17 protein-coding genes and 1 tRNA gene are annotated in these 19398 nt (G+C 59.8%); 10 read left to right on the forward strand and 8 right to left on the reverse strand.

The genetic code is table 11. The features are described from left to right. Positions 1–173: 173 nt before the first annotated feature. The 7 genes from purU to WNY61_RS16015 form a co-directional block, all read right to left on the reverse strand. On the reverse strand, positions 174–1058 hold the full coding sequence (gene purU, locus WNY61_RS15985; protein WP_342852446.1) for a formyltetrahydrofolate deformylase: 885 nt from the start codon (positions 1056–1058) through the stop codon (positions 174–176). A 22-nt stretch (positions 1059–1080) separates the two neighbouring features. Beyond that, positions 1081–1968: a bifunctional methylenetetrahydrofolate dehydrogenase/methenyltetrahydrofolate cyclohydrolase FolD gene (folD, locus tag WNY61_RS15990; protein WP_342852447.1), complete on the reverse strand. Its 888-nt coding sequence runs from the start codon at positions 1966–1968 to the stop codon at positions 1081–1083. Beyond that, entirely contained in the window at positions 1965–2891 is a 927-nt protein-coding gene (locus tag WNY61_RS15995) for an FAD-binding protein (protein ID WP_342852448.1), read from the reverse strand. The genes folD and WNY61_RS15995 overlap by 4 nt, the downstream gene beginning before the upstream one ends. A gap of 2 nt (positions 2892–2893) precedes the next feature. After that, positions 2894–3655: an electron transfer flavoprotein subunit beta/FixA family protein gene (locus WNY61_RS16000; protein WP_342852449.1), complete on the reverse strand. Its 762-nt coding sequence runs from the start codon at positions 3653–3655 to the stop codon at positions 2894–2896. Positions 3656–3726: 71 nt separating this feature from the next. Then, the gene (locus WNY61_RS16005; protein WP_342852450.1) at positions 3727–4776 is read right to left on the reverse strand and encodes a betaine/proline/choline family ABC transporter ATP-binding protein; all 1050 of its coding nucleotides are present in this window, start codon (positions 4774–4776) and stop codon (positions 3727–3729) included. A 7-nt stretch (positions 4777–4783) separates the two neighbouring features. Next, a complete protein-coding gene (locus WNY61_RS16010) occupies positions 4784–5812 on the reverse strand; it encodes an ABC transporter permease subunit (protein WP_342852451.1) in 1029 nt (342 codons plus the stop codon). A gap of 82 nt (positions 5813–5894) precedes the next feature. After that, positions 5895–6857 carry an ABC transporter substrate-binding protein gene (locus WNY61_RS16015; RefSeq protein ID WP_342852452.1) on the reverse strand — a complete coding sequence of 321 codons (963 nt, stop codon included), beginning with the start codon at positions 6855–6857 and terminating at the stop codon, positions 5895–5897. 160 nt (positions 6858–7017) lie between these two features. Between WNY61_RS16015 and WNY61_RS16020 the strand changes: the two genes are divergently transcribed. The 7 genes from WNY61_RS16020 (at position 7018) to WNY61_RS16050 (ending at position 15948) form a co-directional block, all read left to right on the forward strand. Beyond that, the gene (locus WNY61_RS16020) at positions 7018–7995 is read left to right on the forward strand and encodes a LysR family transcriptional regulator (RefSeq protein ID WP_342852453.1); all 978 of its coding nucleotides are present in this window, start codon (positions 7018–7020) and stop codon (positions 7993–7995) included. Positions 7996–8178: 183 nt separating this feature from the next. Then, positions 8179–10617: an FAD-dependent oxidoreductase gene (locus WNY61_RS16025; RefSeq protein WP_342852454.1), complete on the forward strand. Its 2439-nt coding sequence runs from the start codon at positions 8179–8181 to the stop codon at positions 10615–10617. Between the two features lie 116 nt (positions 10618–10733). Beyond that, positions 10734–11747, forward strand: coding sequence for a D-cysteine desulfhydrase (locus WNY61_RS16030; RefSeq protein WP_342852455.1), 1014 nt, complete (start codon positions 10734–10736; stop codon positions 11745–11747). A gap of 15 nt (positions 11748–11762) precedes the next feature. Continuing rightward, the gene (locus WNY61_RS16035) at positions 11763–12956 is read left to right on the forward strand and encodes an aminotransferase class I/II-fold pyridoxal phosphate-dependent enzyme (protein WP_342852456.1); all 1194 of its coding nucleotides are present in this window, start codon (positions 11763–11765) and stop codon (positions 12954–12956) included. Next, entirely contained in the window at positions 12953–13654 is a 702-nt protein-coding gene (locus WNY61_RS16040; RefSeq protein ID WP_342852457.1) for an amino acid racemase, read from the forward strand. Before WNY61_RS16035 ends, WNY61_RS16040 begins: the two co-directional genes overlap by 4 nt. Positions 13655–13658: 4 nt before the next feature. After that, positions 13659–14936 (forward strand): histidinol dehydrogenase, encoded by a 1278-nt coding sequence (gene hisD / locus WNY61_RS16045; RefSeq protein ID WP_342852458.1) that lies wholly within the window; start codon positions 13659–13661, stop codon positions 14934–14936. Positions 14937–14961: 25 nt separating this feature from the next. Then, complete coding sequence (locus WNY61_RS16050) at positions 14962–15948, forward strand: putative sulfate exporter family transporter (RefSeq protein ID WP_342852459.1); 987 nt, start codon at positions 14962–14964, stop codon at positions 15946–15948. Between the two features lie 343 nt (positions 15949–16291). Here the strand turns inward: WNY61_RS16050 and WNY61_RS16055 are convergent. Further along, positions 16292–16368: transfer RNA gene (locus WNY61_RS16055), tRNA-Ile, on the reverse strand. A gap of 127 nt (positions 16369–16495) precedes the next feature. Here WNY61_RS16055 and purM point away from each other — a divergent pair. The 3 genes from purM to rnd all read left to right on the forward strand — a co-directional run bounded on the left by purM (position 16496) and on the right by rnd (position 19372). Beyond that, on the forward strand, positions 16496–17542 hold the full coding sequence (gene purM, locus WNY61_RS16060) for a phosphoribosylformylglycinamidine cyclo-ligase (RefSeq protein WP_342852460.1): 1047 nt from the start codon (positions 16496–16498) through the stop codon (positions 17540–17542). Continuing rightward, positions 17539–18135, forward strand: a complete 597-nt coding sequence (gene purN / locus WNY61_RS16065; protein WP_342852461.1) for a phosphoribosylglycinamide formyltransferase — start codon at positions 17539–17541, stop codon at positions 18133–18135. The genes purM and purN overlap by 4 nt, the downstream gene beginning before the upstream one ends. A 79-nt stretch (positions 18136–18214) precedes the next feature. Next, positions 18215–19372, forward strand: coding sequence for a ribonuclease D (rnd, locus tag WNY61_RS16070; RefSeq protein WP_342852462.1), 1158 nt, complete (start codon positions 18215–18217; stop codon positions 19370–19372). Positions 19373–19398: the final 26 nt, after the last annotated feature.

Here is a 19398-nt window from a genome sequence, read left to right on the forward strand (position 1 = left end):
TCTAAGGCCGGCAGCCCAGTTCAGTCAGAAGTCGAACGCCTGAACAGCGAGAGCCGCGGCACGCCCCCTTCACAGCTGATATTCTGTGTCGGTCTAAGCACAAAGTCTTTCACGGCTAGCCGCGATCAGTCATTCGAAAGACTAGGCCCAAACCGCCCCTTTTTGGGTCCCCGTTACCCCATGCGCTTTGAGCTGTAGCTGCCGGGCGATGCGGGGAACACGACTGTCTTATTGCCGTTCAAAAAGACCCGATGATGCGCATGGGCATGGATCGCCCGTGCCAGCACGCCCGATTCAACATCTCGGCCAAGGGACACATAGTCAGAGGCGCTTTGCGCTTGGGTGATGCGAACGATGTCTTGTTCAATGATTGGTCCTTCGTCGAGATCGGCCGTCACATAATGGGATGTGGCACCAATAAGCTTAACGCCGCGTTCATAGGCCTGCTTGTAGGGGTTCGCCCCTTTGAAGGAAGGGAGGAAGGAGTGGTGAATGTTGATAATCCGACCGCTCATCTTTTGACACATCGCGTCAGATAGGATCTGCATGTAGCGAGCCAGCACGATCAGTTCAGCGCCGGTGTCTTCGACCACTTCCATGATCCGAGCCTCTGCCTCGGGCTTGTTTTCCTTAGTCACCTTGATCTGGTGAAAGGGAATGTCATGGTTCACCACAACCTTTTGGTAATCCATGTGGTTAGAGATCACGGCCACGATCTCAATCGGAAGCGCACCGATGCGCACACGGTAGAGCAGGTCGTTCAGGCAATGACCGAAGCGTGACACCATAACGACGACCTTCATCGTCGTGTCCTTATCGTGGAACTTATAGTCCATGCCGAAAGGCTCAGCGATTTTGGCAAAGCCTTCGCGCAGGTCTTCAAGCGAGGTGCCGGTTTCAGCATCCGCACTGACGCGCATGAAAAACTGGCCATTATCGGGATCGTCGAACTGTGCACTGTCGGTGATATTGCAGCCGTTCTCAGCAATATATTTTGCAATTGCGGCAACGATCCCGCGTTGGGAGGGACAGGTAACGGTCAGGCAAAACTTGGTCATGAGATGGTCCTTAGAGATTATGTTATGCAGCATGAGAAGCCGCATTTTCTGATCCGATAGCACGGGCAGCTTGAAGTGTATTGGACAATAGACACGCAATCGTCATCGGTCCGACGCCGCCCGGCACGGGTGTGATTGCCGCCGCGCGCTCCGCCGCCTCAGCAGAGACATCGCCAACAATACGGCTGCTGCCGTCCGGCTGGCTCACGCGGTTAATGCCGACGTCGATTACCACCGCACCTGGTTTAATCCAATCCGGCTGAACCAGATCCGGCACGCCTGCGGCAACAACTAAAATATCGGCTTGCCGCGCCAGCGCTGCTGGATCGCGGGTGAACTTATGAGCAACCAGCACCGAGCAATCCTGCTGCAGCAAAAGTTGAACCATTGGCCGCCCAACAATGGATGAGCAGCCAATCACGCAAGCGGTAAGCCCGCGTAGGTTGCCGATTTCCTCTTCGAGCAACATGAGACAGCCTTGCGGGGTACATGGCACCAGCGCCGGTTGTCCGGTCGCCAATCGCCCAGCATTGACCGGGTGGAAGCCATCGACGTCCTTGTCGGGAGAGATCGCTGCCAGCACGCGCGCGCGGTCAATCTGCGGGGGTAGGGGCAGTTGCACGAGAATACCATCTGTCTGCGGGTCGTCATTCAACCTAGCGATCAGGGTGAGCAGTTCGGCTTCGGGGGTGCTTTCGGGCAGGTCATGCAGTTCAGACCGCAGACCGGCTTCTTCACAAGCACGCACCTTGGCGCGCACATAGATGCCGCTGGCTGGGTCGGACCCAACCAGCACCACCGCAAGGCCCGGCACCCGGCCATCGCGGCTGTGCATCACTTGGACCGCGCTGGCCACATCTGCCCGCAGACGTGCTGCGCGGGCACGCCCGTCGATCAAGCGCGTTTTCATCCCAACTGCTCCGTCAATTCAGGCACCGCATCAAATAGGTCGGCAACAAGCCCGTAGTCCGCGACCTGAAAGATCGGCGCTTCCTCGTCTTTGTTGATCGCCACGATCACCTTACTGTCCTTCATCCCGGCGAGGTGCTGGATCGCGCCGGAGATACCGCAGGCGATATAGAGATCGGGGGCCACCACCTTGCCGGTTTGGCCGACCTGCCAGTCGTTGGGGGCGAAACCGCTGTCGACCGCCGCACGCGACGCGCCAACAGCCGCGCCCAATGTATCAGCCAATCCAGAGATCAGCGCGAAATCCTCTTCCGAGCCCACACCCCGTCCGCCTGAGACAACCACGGAGGCCGAGGTCAGTTCTGGCCGATCAGATTTCGCCACCCGATCCTCTATCCAGCGGCTCGGACCTGCGGCGATGTCGGCAGTAAGGGTTTCAACCGGCGCGGCATCATTCGCCTGGCCGGCGGCGTCAAACCCCGCGGTGCGGATGGTGAGCACTTTAATCGGGTCTGTAGATTGCACCTTTTGCACAGCATTTCCCGCATAGATCGGACGACGGAAGGTTTCTGCATCGATCACCTCGATGACATCGGGGATGATCATCACGTCAAGCAGTGCGGCCAAGCGCGGCAAGACATTGCGCCATTCGGTAGTCGCCGGTGCCGCGATGTGGCTGTAGCCCGCTGCGATAGACTGCACGAGTGCTGCGGCAGGTTCAGCCAGCCCGTGCGTCAATGCGTCATCATCGGCCAGCAGGACTTTCGAAACACCAGCGATCTGCGCGGCGGCCGCGGTGGCCGCAGGTGCGCCGAGGATCAGAAGGGTGATCTCTCCCAATGGCGCAAGCGCCGTCACGGTTTTGGCAGTGGCATCAAGCGCCAATGCGCCGTCGGTGGTTTCTGCAATCAGTAGAACGGACATCGTCAGAGCACTCCCGCTTCGGTTTTCAGTTTTTCGACAAGTTCCGCGACCGAGTGGACCTTGACCCCGGCCTTGCGTGCCGCGGGCTCCTCGGTTTCTAAGACCTTCAGCCGCGGCATGATGTCGACACCCAGATCAGCAGGGGTCTTCTCTTCCAACGGCTTTTTCTTGGCCTTCATGATGTTCGGCAGGGAAGCATAGCGCGGCTCGTTCAGACGCAGATCAGCCGTAACGATGGCAGGCAAATCGACCTCGATGGTCTGCAGACCGCCATCAACCTCACGGGTGACCCGCGCCCGCCCATCTGCGACCGTCAATTCGGACGCAAAGGTCGCTTGGCCCCAGCCCAAAAGCGCCGCGAGCATCTGGCCGGTGGCACCCATGTCATTGTCGATCGCCTGTTTTCCAGCGATCACCAACTGCGGTGCTTCGCTATCAATCACAGCCTTAAGAAGCTTGGCCACAGTCAACGGTTCAATATCGGTGTGCACATCCTCAGCAGCGTTGATCAGGATCGCCCGATCGGCGCCCATTGCAAGGGCCGTGCGCAGCACTTCCTGCGCCTGTTTTACCCCGATAGACACCACGATGACCTCGGATGCAGCACCGCTTTCCTTAAGGCGGATCGCCTGTTCAACGGCGATTTCATCGAAAGGGTTCATGGACATTTTGACGTTGGCGAGATCGACACCGCTGCCATCTGTCTTGACGCGCACTTTGACGTTGTAGTCGATGACCCGCTTGACGGGGACGATGATCTTCATATGGCCTCTCTTTCTCGTGCTTTTTGCGCCGGCGGGGCAGGCTGGATCACCTTGCCGACAACGAAGGATTTTTAGGTATGTGTTTCGGCGTTTACCCCGTCATAGGGGATCAGCGCGGCGAGCAGCTCGCCAACCTCGATCTTACCCAGCGGTTGCCCAGCCTTACGCACGGCGATGGTGGCATCGGCTTGCCCTTTGGCTGCGCGTATGACCGCTTCTAATGTGTCGTCCCAAGCAACTTCTGCAAAGAAGATGTCGCTGGGCAGGGTTGGCATCGCGATGGTGCCGGCCCGCAAGACACGCGCGCGGTTGATGTCGCTCACGAAGGCTTCGATATAGGGGTCGGCGGGGTTCATCACGATCTCTTGCGGCGCGCCTTGCTGCACCACAGAGCCGTCTTTTAGGATAACCAGATGGTCCGCGAGTTTAAGCGCTTCGTCCAGATCGTGGGTGATGAAGATAATGGTCTTGTGAAGCTCTCGCTGCAACTCCAACAGCAGATCCTGCATGTCAGTGCGGATCAGCGGGTCGAGGGCAGAGAAGGCCTCGTCTAGCAGCATGATCTCAGTATTCGCCGTCAGGGCGCGGGCAATGCCGACGCGCTGCTGCATGCCGCCAGAAAGCTGGCGCGGATAGCGGTCCTCAAATCCGCCGAGATCGACCCGCTTGAGCCATTTGCGCGCCTCGGCTTCCCGCGTTTCTTGATCCACACCGCGCGTTTTCAGCGCCATTGCTGCGTTCTCCAGCACTGTCTTGTGAGGTAGAAGCGCGAACTTCTGAAACACCATGGACATGCTGCGCTGGCGCAGGTCGCGCAGCGCCTCATTGTCCAACTTCATCACGTCTTGACCGTCGAGCAATATCTCACCCGCTGTGGGATCAATCAGCCGGTTTAGGTGTCGGATTAGCGTCGATTTACCAGAGCCTGACAGCCCCATAATCACCGATATTTCACCCGCCTGCATGTCGATGCTAATATCGCGCAGACCCAGCACATGACCGTGTTTGGCGAGCAATTCGGGCTTGCCGATCCCCTGCTCCTTGACCATCGGCAGGACCCGTTCGGGGGTCGCACCGAAAATCTTGTAAAGGTTGCGAATTTGGATCTTGGGATAGCTCATCTTGGGCTCACTCTGTGTCATGTGCGGGGTCGATACGCAGGAGCGCCGCCTTTGAGCAGCGATCCAAGACCACCGCCAGCAGAACGATGCCAAAGCCTGCCACAAGCCCGACACCCAATTCCAGATTACGGATGCCACGAAGCACCAGCACACCCAAACCCGGCGCAGAAACGAGGGAGGCAATAACCACCATCGCAAGGCTCATCATGATGGTCTGGTTCACGCCCGCCATGATGTTGGGCAGGGCCAAGGGCAGCTGCACGCCAAAAAGCTTTTGACGGTCCGTCATCCCAAAGGCATTCGCCGCCTCGACGACATCTTGATCCACTAGCCGTATGCCAAGGTCGGTCAGCCGGATCACCGGCACGATGGCATAAAGAATGATCGCAATGCCGTATAGCTTGGGCTCGGTCACCGAAAATAGGAAGATTAGCGGGATCAGATAGACGAAACTCGGCAGAGTTTGCAGCATATCAAGCACCGGCAACATCAGTCGTTGCATCCTGTCGGACCGTGACATCAAAATGCCAGCGGGGACACCCAAAAGCACGCAAAGACCTGTACACACAAAGATAATCGCAAGGGTCTGCAGCGCGACGTCCAGATGGTCGATCAGGCCGAAGAACAAAAAGACGATGGCGACGAACACGGTCACCCCGATTTTGCGCGTGGCCCCCCACGCCGCCCACACCAACAGCGGCACGAGCACCCACCACGGCACGGTGGTAAAGACATAAAGCGCGCCTTCCAGCATCCATGACAAGGGCTGCGTAAGCGGGTCGAGAACAAGCTTCAGGCTGTCCTTGATCCCCAAGAACCCCCGCTCAACGTTCAGCGTTATATCGCGTGATTGCGGGATGGCGTTGCAGGCTTCATGCAACTTGTCGAACGAGGGAAAGGGCAGAAGCGGGCCTGTCTCTGTAACATCGTTGCTGTTCTTTTTCTGCAGCAACTGCGCCATGCTCATGGGGCCTGTGGCGGCATCGGTGTCGCACCAGGCGCGCAACCCCAGTCCATCAAAAATTTGCTCGTACATCGCTTGGCAAGACCTCTCGCTGCTTTTGATGCCCGGCCCCAGGCGTCCCGTTTGACGCAGGGCCGGGCGATGAGCCTATGGGTTATTGAAGAAGCGCTGAGAGGTTCTCGCGCGCAGCATCGTTCAGCCATTCGCCCCAGATGTCGGGGTTGTTCGACAGGAAATACACGGCGGCTTCTTCAGCGGAGGCGTTGTTGTCTTCCATCCACGCAAGGATCCCGTTCATCTTGTCATTGGTGAACGACAGGTTCGACATCAGGTCGGCGACTTCCGGCGCGCGCGCAATGAAATCCGACGTTGCTGCTGTCTTTACCGCTGCGCGGGGATAGCTGGAAATGCCGGGCTCGGTGCATTCCTTGTCGCTGTTACAGGCGTGGGTTTTCTCGTCGTAATCGCCCAGATCGACCTGCACCATCGGGTATTTGCCGAGGATAGAAGTTGGCGACCAGTAGAAACCAAACCACGGTTCCTCATCCGCATAGGCCGACGCGATGGCGGTGGCAAGTGTTTCGCCCGAACCGTGGTTGAAAACCTCGATTCCCTTGCCGTCCATGTCGATCACCGTGTTCATGGCATCATTGACGGTGCGGCAGGCCCAACCATCGGGGCAGTTGTCAAAACGGCCGCCCGCCAGTTCGGGATTTGCAAGAATGCCATCAAGCGTCGCCGCCTCGGGATTTGCGTCGACCACATATTGCGGGACAAACCAGCCTTCGATGCCGCCGTCAGACAGCACATCGGCGAGTTCAACAAGCTTACCTGCCTCGACCATCTTGCTGTAGGCCGGGGCCGTGTTAACCCAAAGTTCTGTCAAAATATCCGGAGTTCCGGTTTCCGCCACGGCCGTAAGCGCCGTTGGTGTCGACGACGGCACCAAGGTCACGTCGCAACCGTAACCTTCTTCCATCAGAAATTTGGCAACCGCAGTTACGACATTAGCCGAAGCCCAGTCCATCTGTGTGATGCTGACTTCACCGCAGTCTTGGGCGGAAGCAGTTCCCGCGAAACCCAGGGTGCAGGCGGAGGCTAAAAGTAGATGTTTCATATATTCTCCCGTTGGTGGCTTTTAAGTTTTTTATGTGGGCTGAGGCTTCCACGTTTTTTTGCAACCGCAGAAGACCAAATGGCTCCTAAGAAGATTTGATATTTATACTTTCAAAAAATGCGATTAGTTAACGCGGCGTCAGCAAGAATAGGACGCCGCTATGTCTCGAACCAAAGCCGCCAGAGATATCAGCCTGAAATCGCTCGAACTGTTTCAGGTCTGTGCCAAGGAAGGATCCCTCCAAGCCGCAGCGCGAGAAGCCGGTTTGACGGTAAGTACCGTGTCGCACCACCTGCGCAGTTTGGAAGATCATCTAGGCGTGGAGCTGTTTAACCACGCCCGGCGCCCGATGGTTTTGACACCCAAGGGTCAGGTCTTTTCTCGCAAAATCGATGAGGCGTTGCGTACGATTCGCAGGGCCAAAGCCGAAGCGTCCGCAGGCAGCGTCGCCGATGCCAGTTTTCTGAGAATTGGTGCGATCGAGGACTTTGAGAGCGATATCGTGCCGCATCTTGCGGTCTCCCTCACGAGGGTGATGCCGACCTGCGATTTTATGTACCACACAGGGGTAAGCCACGATTTGATCGGTATGCTGCGCAACCGCCAGCTTGATCTCGGCATATGCACCGCGCCGGGCGAGACGATCAGCGATCTTCAAGAGCGTCCTCTCCTGCGTGACCCCTTTATCGTTGTGCTTCCGCGCCTCGCGCAGCAATCACTCTCAGATATTATGGAGGGCACGTCAAAACTGCCCTTTCTTCGGTTTTCTAGCAACCTGATGATTGCCCGCCAGATTGATTCTCAGCTGAGGCGGCTCGGGGTATCATCCCCTCATCGGTTTGAATGCAGCAACAACCAGACCCTCATGGCAATGGTTGCGGCCAGTGCGGGCTGGACGATCACCACGCCGCTCCTCTTTTCCCGTGCCAAGCGGTTTCACAACGACCTGCGCATGCACCGCTTTCCCGGAAAGGCCTTTGCGCGCAGGCTTGCGCTGATGACAACGCCTGACTGTTCACGCTCTGTCATTGAATTGGTCGACAACAAGGTGCGCGAGTTGATCCTGCGCCATGCGATCGAGCCGTTGCAGGAAAGCGACCCGTGGCTGGCGGATAGTTTCAGGCTGTTAGAACCGTGAGGCAGAGCCATTGATATCCGTCCCCGGCCGATCCCTTACACTGCCATCACTTTGAGCAGCTTTCTGTACGCTCAATCAAACTATCGAAATTATCTTTGGAATTTTTCGAATATCGAAATGAGCGTTTGCTGTTTTACGGTGTCTCTGCCCCTCTGATACCAACATTTATCGGAGGCATCCCCCATGAAATCTCGGACCAAAGTCGTTGTAATTGGCGGCGGCATCGCCGGTTGCTCGACGCTCTATCATCTCACACAAGAAGGGTGGAGCGACGTCGTTCTGGTTGAGCGGGACGAGCTTACCTCCGGCACCACGTGGCACTCCGCCGCGCAGGTTACGAATTTCGGCGGCAACCAAACAATGGTGGGGCTCAAGACCCATTCGATCAACCTCTACAAACGCCTTTCCGAAGACCCCGAATATCCGATCAACTACCACCACGCCGACGGCGGCATCCGGTTGGCCAATACCGAAGCGCAAATGCAGGGCTATCGCCATTTCGCCTCGATGGCGCGCGGTATGGACGTTGATCTGGAAGTCATCGACGCCGAAGAATGCGCCCGCCGCCACCCGCTGATCTCAACCGAGAACCTGCTGGGCGGGCTTTGGGATCCGCTCGACGGTGACATTGATCCGGCCCAGCTCTGTCAGGCCTTGGCTTTCCACGCCCGCAAGGCCGGGGCCGAGGTCTACCGCAACACGCCAGTCACCGCGCTGACGCAGCATAAGGACGACACCTGGACGGTTCACACCAAACATGGCGACATCGATTGCGATATCGTGGTCAACGCTTGCGGTTACCGGGTGAATGAGGTCGGCAGCATGATGGGTGTGCACCACCCCGTCGCCTCGATGGAGCACCAGTATTTTCTGACCGAAGACATCCCAGCCATCGTCGAGGCCGGTCACCGGATGCCGCTGCTGCGCTGTCCGATCTCGGACTATTACAGCCGCCAAGAAAAGAACGGCCTGCTGGTCGGTTTCTATGAGCAGGACTGCAAAACTTGGGGAATGGACGGGATCGACCCCAATTTCGTCAACGCCCTTTGCCCGGACGACCTTGAGCGTGTCATGGACGTGCTCGAAGGCGCCTTTGAGCGCATGCCCGCGCTGGCCGAAACCGGCATCCGCTCCATCGTCAACGGTCCGATCACCTATACCATCGACGGCGCGCCGCTCGTTGGCCCAATCCCCGGCAAGCGCAATGCCTTTTGCATCATCGGCCTGCGTGCAGGTCTGGGCGAGGGCGGCGGCCACGGTTGGCTGCTGGCCCAGCAAATCGTCCATGGCGAGGCGCAGTATGACACCTGGGTCATCGACCCGCGCCGTTTCACCGGGCATGCCAATGTGGAACTGACGGCTCTCAAGGCCATCGAAGACTACCAGAACGAATTCCGCTTCCACTTCCCGCATGAGCATCGCCCCGCAGCGCGCCCTGCCAAAACCACGCCCCTGACGCCCGTCATGGCCGCCGAGGGTGCTGAATTTACCGTAGTCAACGGCTGGGAGCGGGTCGACTACATCAAGCCGTCACCCGATTTCCACCCGACCCTCAGCTTTAACTTCGACGAGGCATTCGACGTGGTCGCGGCGGAAGTAAAAAACGTGCAGGAGAATGTCGGCCTCTGCGAAGTCAACGGCTTCAACCGGTTCGAGATCACCGGCAGCGATCGCCACAGTTTCCTTGACCGGATGTTCTGCGGCGCAGTCTCAAAACGTGACGGACGTGTGGGCCTAGGCTATCTGCTGAACCACCACGGCATGGTCAAAGGCGAGGCCACAGTGGCCAACTTGCCCGCCTCGGACCGCGGCCCGCAGCGGGTCTGGTACGGGTCGGCAGCCGCCAGCGAATACCACGACATGGACTGGCTTAAACTGCATCTGCGCGACGACGAGGATGTGCAGATCCGCAGCCTGACCAATGACCAAACGATCCTCGTGCTCGCCGGGCCAAAGGCACGCGACGTGCTTAGCGCCTGTTCGCGCGGCGATTGGTCGAAAGAGGCCTTCCCATGGCTCAGCGTGCGCGAATGTTTCATCGGCTTTGTCCCCGCCACGGTGCTGGGTGTCAGCTTCTCAGGCGAGTTGGCCTATGAAATTCACGTGCCGAACAATGCGCTCTATGCGGCCTATCTGGCCCTGCGAGAGGCTGGGGAGGCACATGGGATGAAGCTGTTCGGTGCCCGGGCTGTTGACGCGATGCGGTTGGAAAAAGGTTTCATGCACTGGAAAGCTGATCTGCTGACCGAATTTGACCCTTTCGAAACCGCGCTCGACCGTTTTGTAAAACCCGAAAAGCCCGCCGATTTCATTGGCAAGGCCGCGCTGCACAAGCGCATGGAAGAAGGCCCGCGCAAAAAGCTGGTAACGCTCAAGGTCGACGCGACCCATGCCCCGGCCCATGGCGGCGCCTCACTGATGCAGGACGGGAAGGTCGTCGGCACCGTGACCTCAGGCGACTGGGGACACCGGGTGGGCATGAACCTCGCCTATGCCTTTGTCGATCCGGCGCTGGCCACGGCCGGCACGCAAATCCCGCTTGATCTCTATGGGGAAATGGTCGGCACCGAGGTCATCGACCCCTCGCCTTATGATCCTTCCTATGCGTTGATGCGCGGATAACACGACTGGCAGGGGCCGAAGCGAATCCGGCCCCGGTCTGGCAAACAGAACATTCAGCGGCAGTCCGCCCCCTACGCGGCTGCCGCCCACATCAAAGCTAAGATTGAGGATCATCCATGCACCTTTCCCGTTTCCCCCGCGTCCACCTTGCCCACTTGCCAACACCCCTTGAGCATATGAAGCGGCTGTCAAAAGAACTCGGCACCGAAATCTGGATCAAACGTGACGACTGCACCGGGCTGTCGACGGGCGGCAACAAGACCCGCAAGCTGGAATTCCTGATGGCCGAGGCCATCGAGCAAGGCGCCGACATGGTGATGACCCAAGGCGCCACCCAGACCAACCACGGCCGCCAGACCGCCGCTGCGGCGGCCAAGCTAGGCCTTGCCTGTCACATCCTGCTGGAAGACCGGACCGGCTATGATGACGCCAACTACAACACCAATGGCAACGTGCTGCTGGACCATCTGCACGGCGCGACGACTGAGAAGTTCCCCGGGGGCCACGACATGCCCGGCGAGATGGAAAAGGCCGCCGAAAAGAAGCGCGCCGAGGGCCATAAGGTTTACGTCATTCCCGGCGGCGGCTCGAACCCAACGGGCGCTTTGGGCTATGTGAACTGTGCGTTTGAGCTGCTGAACCAAGTGAACACCTCCGGCATGAAGATCGACCGGCTGGTTCACGGCACCGGCTCGTCGGGCACGCAGGCGGGACTTGTCACAGGCATGTGCGCGATGAATGCCCAGATCCCCATTCTCGGCATCGGCACCCGCGCACCGCAGCCCAAGCAGGAGCAGATGGTCTATGATCTGGCCTGCAAAACCGCCGACAAGCTGGGCTGCGCGGGCGTGGTCAAACGCGAAGATGTGATGGCCAACACCGATTATGTGGGCGACGGCTACGGCTTGCCCACCGACAGCGGCATTGAGGCGATCCAGATGTTTGCCGAGCTCGAAGGCATCCTGCTTGACCCATGCTATTCCGCGAAGGGGGCCGCTGGTCTGATCGATCTCGCTCGTAAGGGAGAGTTCAAGGACGAGCGTGTGGTATTCCTCCACACCGGTGGGGCGGCAGCGCTTGGCGGCTATGACTTCGCCTTCGACATGTCCAACCGTTGGGTCAATCTGTAAGAGAGGACGGCTTCCGTGGCGCGCAATTTTACCGGCAGTTTCACCCAGCAAGAGGGTCTTTCCGAAAGCGCCATCGCAGCCGCGGTTGCGGTGCTACAGTCGGGTCGCTTGCACCGGTATAACCTCGCACCGGGTGAGGCCGGTGAAGTGGCCCAGCTTGAGGCTGAATACCGTGATTGGCAGGGCAGCAAATTTTGCCTTGCCGTCACCTCGGGCGGGCAAGCGTTGCAAATCGCCTTGCGCGCCTGCGATGTGGCGCCGGGCGACAAGGTGCTGACCAACGCCTATACGCTGGCCCCGGTGCCCGGCGCGATCCGGGCGGTGGGCGCTGAGGCGGTGCTGGTCGAGATCGACGAAAACCTAAGGCTCGACCTTGATGACCTAGGCGCCAAAATCGCCAGTTCCGGTGCGCGGGTGCTGTTGCTGTCGCACATGCGCGGGCACCTGTGTGACATGGACCGGCTGAAGGCGATCTGCGATGCGGCGCAGGTGACCGTTATTGAGGATTGCGCCCATACGATGGGGGCGCGCTGGAACGGCACGCGGTCGGGTAATTTCGGCAAAGTGGCCTGTTTCTCGACCCAGACCTACAAACACATGAACTCCGGCGAAGGCGGGTTTCTGACCACCGACGGCGCCGCAATCGCCGCCCGCGCGACGATCTTGTCGGGCAGCTACATGCTCTATGAGCGCCACGGGGCCGGGCCGGACCCTGAGGCCTTCGCCGATGCGCGCTATGACATGCCCAATTGCTCGGCCCGGATGGATGCGTTGCGTGCCGCGATTCTGCGCCCGCAGCTTGCCGAACTTGACACAAACCTCGCCCGCTGGAACGCCCGCTATGCGCGGGTAGAGAAGGGGCTGAAAGCGCAGGACGGCGTGGCAACGATCCAGCTGCCAACCGCCGAAGCGCACGTGGGTTCCTCCATCCAGTTCCGCCTGCCGGATTTCTCCGCCGCACAGTGCCGTGCCATGCTGGATGCTGCTGCGGCGCGGGGCGTGGAGCTTAAATGGTTCGGCGCGAAAGAGCCTGCAGGCTTCACCTCGGCGCATCCATCCTGGCGCTATGTTCCAGCGCAGGACATGCCCGAGACAGACCGCATCATGGCGACGCTTTTCGACATGCGCTTGCCGCTGAGTTTTTCGGAAGAAGACTGCGCGCTGATCGCCGAGTTGATCTGCGACGCGGTGGATGAGGTGGCATCATGAGCCGCCCAGTCGTCGGCGTATTGGGGGGCATGGGGCCGGAAGCGACGATCCTGTTGCAACAGCGTGTACTTGCCACGGTCGACGCAAAAGACGACGCCGACCATCTGCCACTTTTGATCGACATGAACCCGCAGGTGCCCTCCCGCATCGCCCATCTGATTGAGGGCACAGGGGAAGATCCCGCTCCGGCACTTGCTGCAATGGCGCAGCGGCTGGAACGGGCAGGGGCCACGGCCCTTGCCATGCCTTGCAACACGGCACATCACTACGCGCCGGCGATTGAGGCGGCGGTTTCTATCCCATTCCTGAATATGGTGACCCTGTCGGTCGACCGCGCGGCGGGGCAACTCTCCCCTGGTGCTTCTGTCGGCATTCTTGCCTCTCCTGCCGTGCGCATGGCCGGGGTGTTTGACGCCGCCCTTGACCGCGCCGGGCTGAACGCCCTTTGGCCCGCAGATGCCGATCGCATGCTGGCCGCGATCCGGCTGATTAAGGCGCAGGGGATCACCCCGCAGGCGCAGCAGACGCTTTCAGAGGCGGCGACCGAATTGACCACGCAGGGGGCCGAGCTTCTGTTCATCGCCTGCTCAGAGTTTTCGCTTCTAGCTCCCGCTTTGTCAGCCCCCGTTCCGATCCTCGACACGATCGACGTATTGGCCGAGGCGATCCATCACCATTCCCAAATCCAACCGAGGTAAGCCCATGGCGATCACGTATCTAAAGCAAGTCGAGACCCGCCCGGCGGTTGAGGGCAAAGACATCCGCGGCGTGGTTGCACAGATGCTCGCCAAAATCGAAGAGGACGGTGAGACGGCCGTACGGGATTATGCCCGGGACCTCGACGGCTGGACCGGGGATATCGCGGTGTCTGCAGCAGAACGGGCCGCCGCCTGTGCGCGGGTGCCACAAGACCTAAAAGAAGATATCCGCTTCGCCCATGCCAATATCCGTCGCTTTGCCGAAGCGCAGAAGGCGACGATGGGAGATTGCGAAATTGAAGTCATGCCGGGGCTGATTGCGGGCCAAAAGCAAATCCCCGTCTCTAGCGCGGGCTGCTATGTGCCCGGCGGACGCTACAGCCATATCGCCAGCGCTTTGATGACGATCACCACCGCCAAGGTCGCGGGCGTGCCGCATATCACCGCTTGCTCGCCCACGCGCCCCGGGATCGGCATTCCTGATCCGATCATCTTTGCGATGGACCTTTGCGGGGCGGACTTGATCCTGAACCTCGGGGGGGTGCAGGGGGTCGCTGCCATGTCGATGGGGCTGTTTGGCGGTGTGCCTGCCGATATCCTCGTCGGTCCCGGTAACAGCTATGTGGCAGAGGCCAAGCGCATGTTGTTCGGCGCTGTGGGGATCGACATGTTCGCCGGGCCAACCGATTCACTGGTGGTCGCCGATCACAGCGCAGACCCTGAAACGGTAGCATGGGATTTGGTCAGTCAGGCCGAGCACGGGGCCGACAGCCCGGTTTGGCTGGTCACAACCGACCGCAAACTGGCACAAGCCGTCTTGCAGCGGGCGCCCGAAATGATCGACAGTCTGCCGGAGCCGAACGCCAGTGCCGCGCGCGTGGCTTGGGCAGAGCGCGCCGAGGTGGTCTTGTGCGATACCCGCGAGGAGGCGGCCCAAGTGGCCGACCGCTACGCGCCGGAACACCTTCAGGTGCAGGCCGAAGACCTTGACTGGTGGCTCAACCGCCTCTCGGCCTATGGCTCATTGTTTCTGGGGGAGGAGACGACGGTTGCTTTCGGCGACAAAACCTCTGGTCCGAACCATGTGCTGCCGACCAGCGGGGCTGCGCGCTATACCGGTGGCCTTTCCGTGCACAAGTTTACCAAGACCGTGACATGGCAACGCTGTAACGCGGACGCCTCGCATGAACTGGCGTTGCGCACTGCGCGCATCAGCCGAATGGAGGGGATGGAAGGCCATGCCCGTTCTGCCGAACTCCGGCTGAAGCACCAACCGGCTTGACCCCAAGCCGCGCTTAGGAAAAATAATGCTACTGACTGCTAAATCCCGCATCTCCCCCTATGCCGGGGGGCTGCTGCTTGCGAGTGTCATCGCGGTGGCCGCCACCTTCCTGTCTGATCACTACGGCGCGCCGGTCATGCTGTTCGCGCTGCTGCTTGGGATGGCGTTTCATTTCCTGTCGGAAGACGGCTCCTGCGCCATTGGGGTCGATTTCGCCGCGAAGGCGCTGCTGCGCTTTGGGGTCGGGTTGCTGGGGCTGCGGTTGGGATTGGCCGAGGTCATGAGCCTTGGCCTTACGCCTGTCATTGCCATCATCGGTTTCGTTCTGGCGACATTTGGCTGCGGGGTGGTTATGTCCCGTCTCTTTGGCCGCCGCACGGCCTTTGGCATGCTGGCTGGCGGGTCAGTCGCGATCTGTGGGGCATCTGCGGCCCTCGCGATCACTTCGGTATTGCCGCCGCATAAGGACCGCGAGCAAGACACGCTCTTTGTGGTGATCGGCGTCACTGCGTTGTCGACGATCGCGATGATCGTCTATCCGATTCTTTTCCAATCGCTGGGTCTGAGCGATATTGAAAGTGGCTTTCTGGTCGGCGCGACGATCCACGATGTCGCGCAGGTGGTGGGGGCCGGGTACTCGATCAGTGAAGAAGCCGGTGTTTTTGCCACCTACGTCAAAATCTTGCGTGTCGCGCTGCTCCCGGTGGTGATGCTGGTCGTGATGTTCAGCTTCAGAGGCGCGCAGCAGCAATCTGTCGGCGTACCGTGGTTTCTGGTGATGTTCGCAGGCTGTGCGGTTTTGGCGAATTTGGAGGTGTTGCCCGCGCCAGTGCTCGCTTTGTTGAACGAGGTATCGCGTTGGTGCTTGGTCATCGCGATTGCGGCGTTAGGTGTGAAAACCAGTCTTGCTAAGATCGTGAAGGTGAAACCGAGCTACAGCATAATTTTGATCGTGGAAACGCTGTTCCTACTGGTTGCAGCACTGGCCTTTGTGCTGGTGTTTGGAATTTAGCAAGGTGCTGCTTCAGTAGCTGAGGAAACAGTGCAATGCGCGGAATGTGAACGGCGCCTTTCGGCTACGGGATTCGCTTTTTCGTAGAACTGGGGTGCGGTCCTGGCTTCGTAAAGGGAGCAAAGGCCGGAACCGAGCAGTCGCTAGATAAACCAATCTGCGACATAAGCCCCGTCAACTGATGCGCGAAACACACCCGCTCACAATCATAGGAAGTGGTATTTCACTGCTTCGGCCTGTTTAGGGGTAGAATGAGGTGCGATTCTGATCGTTCTGCGGAAGCCAAAGCTTGGGCGATTGAACCGACTCAGCCTGTGGCGGTTCAAGCTAAGTTTATGAAACATGGTAGGCCCGGCAGGACTTGAACCCGCAACCAAAGCGTTATGAGCGCTCTGCTCTAACCAATTGAGCTACAGGCCCGCCATGGCGTTTGGGTATGATGCCGCAGCCCCAGCGTCAAGACATTAGCTGCACCAAATGATTGCAGTGGGCGGCGCAATACTCTAACTCCGCGCGCAAGGGAAAATGCGCGCCGGGGGCCATGACCATGACAAAATCCGACAACGGAATCACCTATGCCGAAGCAGGCGTGGATATTGACGCAGGCAATGCGCTTGTAGAGCGGATCAAGCCAGCGGCGAAATCCACCGCACGGCCCGGCGTTATGTCTGGCCTTGGCGGCTTTGGCGCGCTGTTCGATCTCAAAGGCGCAGGCTTCACCGATCCGGTGCTGGTTGCGGCAACGGACGGCGTGGGCACTAAGCTGCGCATCGCCATTGATACGGGCAATGTCGACAGCATCGGCATTGATCTCGTGGCCATGTGCGTCAACGATTTGGTTTGCCAGGGGGCCGAGCCGCTTTTCTTCCTCGACTATTTTGCCACTGGGAAGCTGGAGCTCGACAGCGCGGCACGGATCATCGAAGGGATTGCCAAAGGCTGTGCGGATTCGGGTTGTGCCCTGATCGGTGGCGAGACCGCTGAGATGCCGGGCATGTATCACGCGGGCGACTTTGACCTCGCGGGATTCTCCGTGGGTGCGATGGAACGCGGGACCGAACTGCCGCGCGATGTAAAGGCCGGCGATGTGCTTTTGGGTCTGCCAAGCGATGGCGTGCATTCCAACGGCTATAGTCTGGTACGCAAGATCGTTGAGCGCAGCGGTTTGGGCTGGGGCGACGATTGCCCATGGGGCGAGGGCGATCTGGGCAGTGCGCTGCTGACGCCAACCAAGCTTTACGTCAAGGGCGCCGTTGCGGCCCTGCGCGCCGATGCCGTGTCGGCGCTGGCGCATATCACGGGCGGTGGCCTGACTGAAAACCTGCCGCGCGTGTTGCCCGTGGGGTTGGCGGCTGAGATTGACCTGAACGCGTGGGATCTGCCGCCGGTCTTCAAATGGCTGGCCGCCGAAGGGGGCATGGCCGAGGCCGAGATGCTCAAGACCTTCAACGCCGGGATCGGTATGGTTGCCGTGGTTTCTGCCGACAAGGTCGACGCCGCCAAGGCCGCCTTTGCCGAGGATGGCCACGCCGCCATTGAGATTGGCCGCATCACGGCAGGCAATGGCGTCATCTACTCCGGCGCGCTGCTTTGACCAAGCGGGTTGCGATTTTCGTCTCGGGTGGCGGCTCCAACATGCGGGCGCTGGTTGAGGACATGACTGGCGACCACGCGGGGCGGCCCTGTTTGGTGTTGTCCAATAACGCGGACGCCGGCGGGATCGCTTGGGCGAGTGGGCAGGGGATCGCGACGGAAGTTGTCGATCACCGCCCCTTCGGCAAGGACCGCCCAGCCTTTGAGGCCGCGCTCAGCGCCGCGCTCGAAGCGCATGCGCCCGATATCATTTGCCTTGCCGGTTTCATGCGCAAGCTGACCGAAGGCTTTACCGATGCTTGGGCCGGGCAGATGATCAACATCCACCCCTCGCTGCTGCCGAAATACCGCGGGCTGCACACCCATGCCCGCGCGTTGGAGGCTGGTGATACCGAACACGGCTGCACCGTGCATGAGGTAACTGCCGCTTTGGACGATGGGCCGATCCTTGGCCAAGCGCGCATTCCGGTTCTGCCCGGCGACACGGCTGAAACATTAGCCCAGCGGGTACTGGTGCAAGAACACCGCCTTTACCCCGCCGTGCTGCGCCGTTTCGCCGCCGGGGAACGCCAGCCGGTCATGCTCAAGGGCTGACGCTGGTCAAAGCTTTCCGCGTGATGTACCTCTTGAGCAAAGCCCGATGACCGGGCGAGCAACTTGTCAAAGAGCATTTATGAAAACCATCACCACGACAGCCGACCTCGCGCAATTCTGTGAAGAGGCGGCCCGCTATGATTATGTGACCGTCGACACCGAATTTCTGCGCGAACGGACCTACTATTCCAAGCTCTGCCTCGTGCAGTTGGCCATGCCCGGCACGGATGACAGCAACGCCGTTCTGGTCGATCCGCTGGCCGAGGGCATCTCGCTTGAGCCGCTTTACACGCTCTTCCGCGATACGTCAGTGGTAAAGGTTTTCCACGCGGCGCGGCAGGATCTGGAAATCTTCTTTGTCGATGCCGAAGTCTTCCCCGAGCCGCTTTTCGACACGCAAGTCGCGGCGATGGTCTGCGGCTTTGGCGAACAGGTGGGCTATGAAACGCTGGTCCGCAAGATTGCACATCAGGCGCTGGACAAGACATCACGCTTTACTGATTGGTCGCGCCGTCCCCTGACCGATGCGCAAAAGACCTATGCGCTGGCGGATGTCACACACCTGCGCCAGATTTACGAATTCCTGGCCGCGAAGCTAGAGCAAACAGGCCGCGCGCGATGGGTGGCGGAAGAGCTTGAAACACTGCTCAGCCCTGACACCTATGTGACCCAGCCGCAGGACGCTTGGAAGCGCGTTAAGACCCGGACCAATTCGCCCAAGTTCCTCGCGATCGTGCAAGAACTGGCGGCTTTCCGAGAGGATTACGCCCGCACCCGCAACATCCCGCGCAATCGCGTGTTCAAAGATGACGCGCTGGTCGAATTGGCGAGCCTCAAGCCCACGAATGGCGAAGAGTTGAACCGCGCACGTTTGCTGCTGCGCGAGGCCCGCAAAGGTGAGATTGCCGAAGGCATTCTGAAAGCCATCGCCGCAGGCGTGGCGTGCAAACCGGGCGATGCGCCTCAGCCAGACCGCAAGCGCGATAAGCTACAAGTGAACCCGGCGCTGTCCGATCTTTTGCGTGTGCTGCTCAAGGCCAAGACCGAAAGTGCGGGGGTCGCCGCCAAGCTGATTGCTTCGGCCAGTGATTTGGACATGTTGTCGGCGGGCGAGCGTGACGTGCAAGCCCTGCGCGGCTGGCGGCATGAAGTGTTTGGTGCCGATGCGTTGCTGCTTTGCGAAGGCAAGATCGCCTTGGCGGCTGACGGCAATGACGTGAAGACCGTTAAGGTCTGATACGAAAAGAGCCGCCCGATTGGGGC

This window comes from Sulfitobacter sp. AS92 (assembly GCF_038900015.1).
Lineage (GTDB): Bacteria > Pseudomonadota > Alphaproteobacteria > Rhodobacterales > Rhodobacteraceae > Sulfitobacter.

Excerpts from the sequence above, each read along its gene's own strand:
- purU (WP_342852446.1), bottom strand. The coding sequence starts at position 1,058 with ATGACCAAGTTTTGCCTGACCGTTACCTGTCCCTCCCAACGCGGGATC.
- folD (WP_342852447.1), bottom strand. The coding sequence starts at position 1,968 with ATGAAAACGCGCTTGATCGACGGGCGTGCCCGCGCAGCACGTCTGCGG.
- WNY61_RS15995 (WP_342852448.1), bottom strand. The coding sequence starts at position 2,891 with ATGTCCGTTCTACTGATTGCAGAAACCACCGACGGCGCATTGGCGCTT.
- WNY61_RS16000 (WP_342852449.1), bottom strand. The coding sequence starts at position 3,655 with ATGAAGATCATCGTCCCCGTCAAGCGGGTCATCGACTACAACGTCAAA.
- WNY61_RS16005 (WP_342852450.1), bottom strand. The coding sequence starts at position 4,776 with ATGAGCTATCCCAAGATCCAAATTCGCAACCTTTACAAGATTTTCGGT.
- WNY61_RS16010 (WP_342852451.1), bottom strand. The coding sequence starts at position 5,812 with ATGTACGAGCAAATTTTTGATGGACTGGGGTTGCGCGCCTGGTGCGAC.
- WNY61_RS16015 (WP_342852452.1), bottom strand. The coding sequence starts at position 6,857 with ATGAAACATCTACTTTTAGCCTCCGCCTGCACCCTGGGTTTCGCGGGA.
- WNY61_RS16020 (WP_342852453.1), top strand. The coding sequence starts at position 7,018 with ATGTCTCGAACCAAAGCCGCCAGAGATATCAGCCTGAAATCGCTCGAA.
- WNY61_RS16025 (WP_342852454.1), top strand. The coding sequence starts at position 8,179 with ATGAAATCTCGGACCAAAGTCGTTGTAATTGGCGGCGGCATCGCCGGT.
- WNY61_RS16030 (WP_342852455.1), top strand. The coding sequence starts at position 10,734 with ATGCACCTTTCCCGTTTCCCCCGCGTCCACCTTGCCCACTTGCCAACA.
- WNY61_RS16040 (WP_342852457.1), top strand. The coding sequence starts at position 12,953 with ATGAGCCGCCCAGTCGTCGGCGTATTGGGGGGCATGGGGCCGGAAGCG.
- hisD (WP_342852458.1), top strand. The coding sequence starts at position 13,659 with ATGGCGATCACGTATCTAAAGCAAGTCGAGACCCGCCCGGCGGTTGAG.
- WNY61_RS16050 (WP_342852459.1), top strand. The coding sequence starts at position 14,962 with ATGCTACTGACTGCTAAATCCCGCATCTCCCCCTATGCCGGGGGGCTG.
- purM (WP_342852460.1), top strand. The coding sequence starts at position 16,496 with ATGACAAAATCCGACAACGGAATCACCTATGCCGAAGCAGGCGTGGAT.
- rnd (WP_342852462.1), top strand. The coding sequence starts at position 18,215 with ATGAAAACCATCACCACGACAGCCGACCTCGCGCAATTCTGTGAAGAG.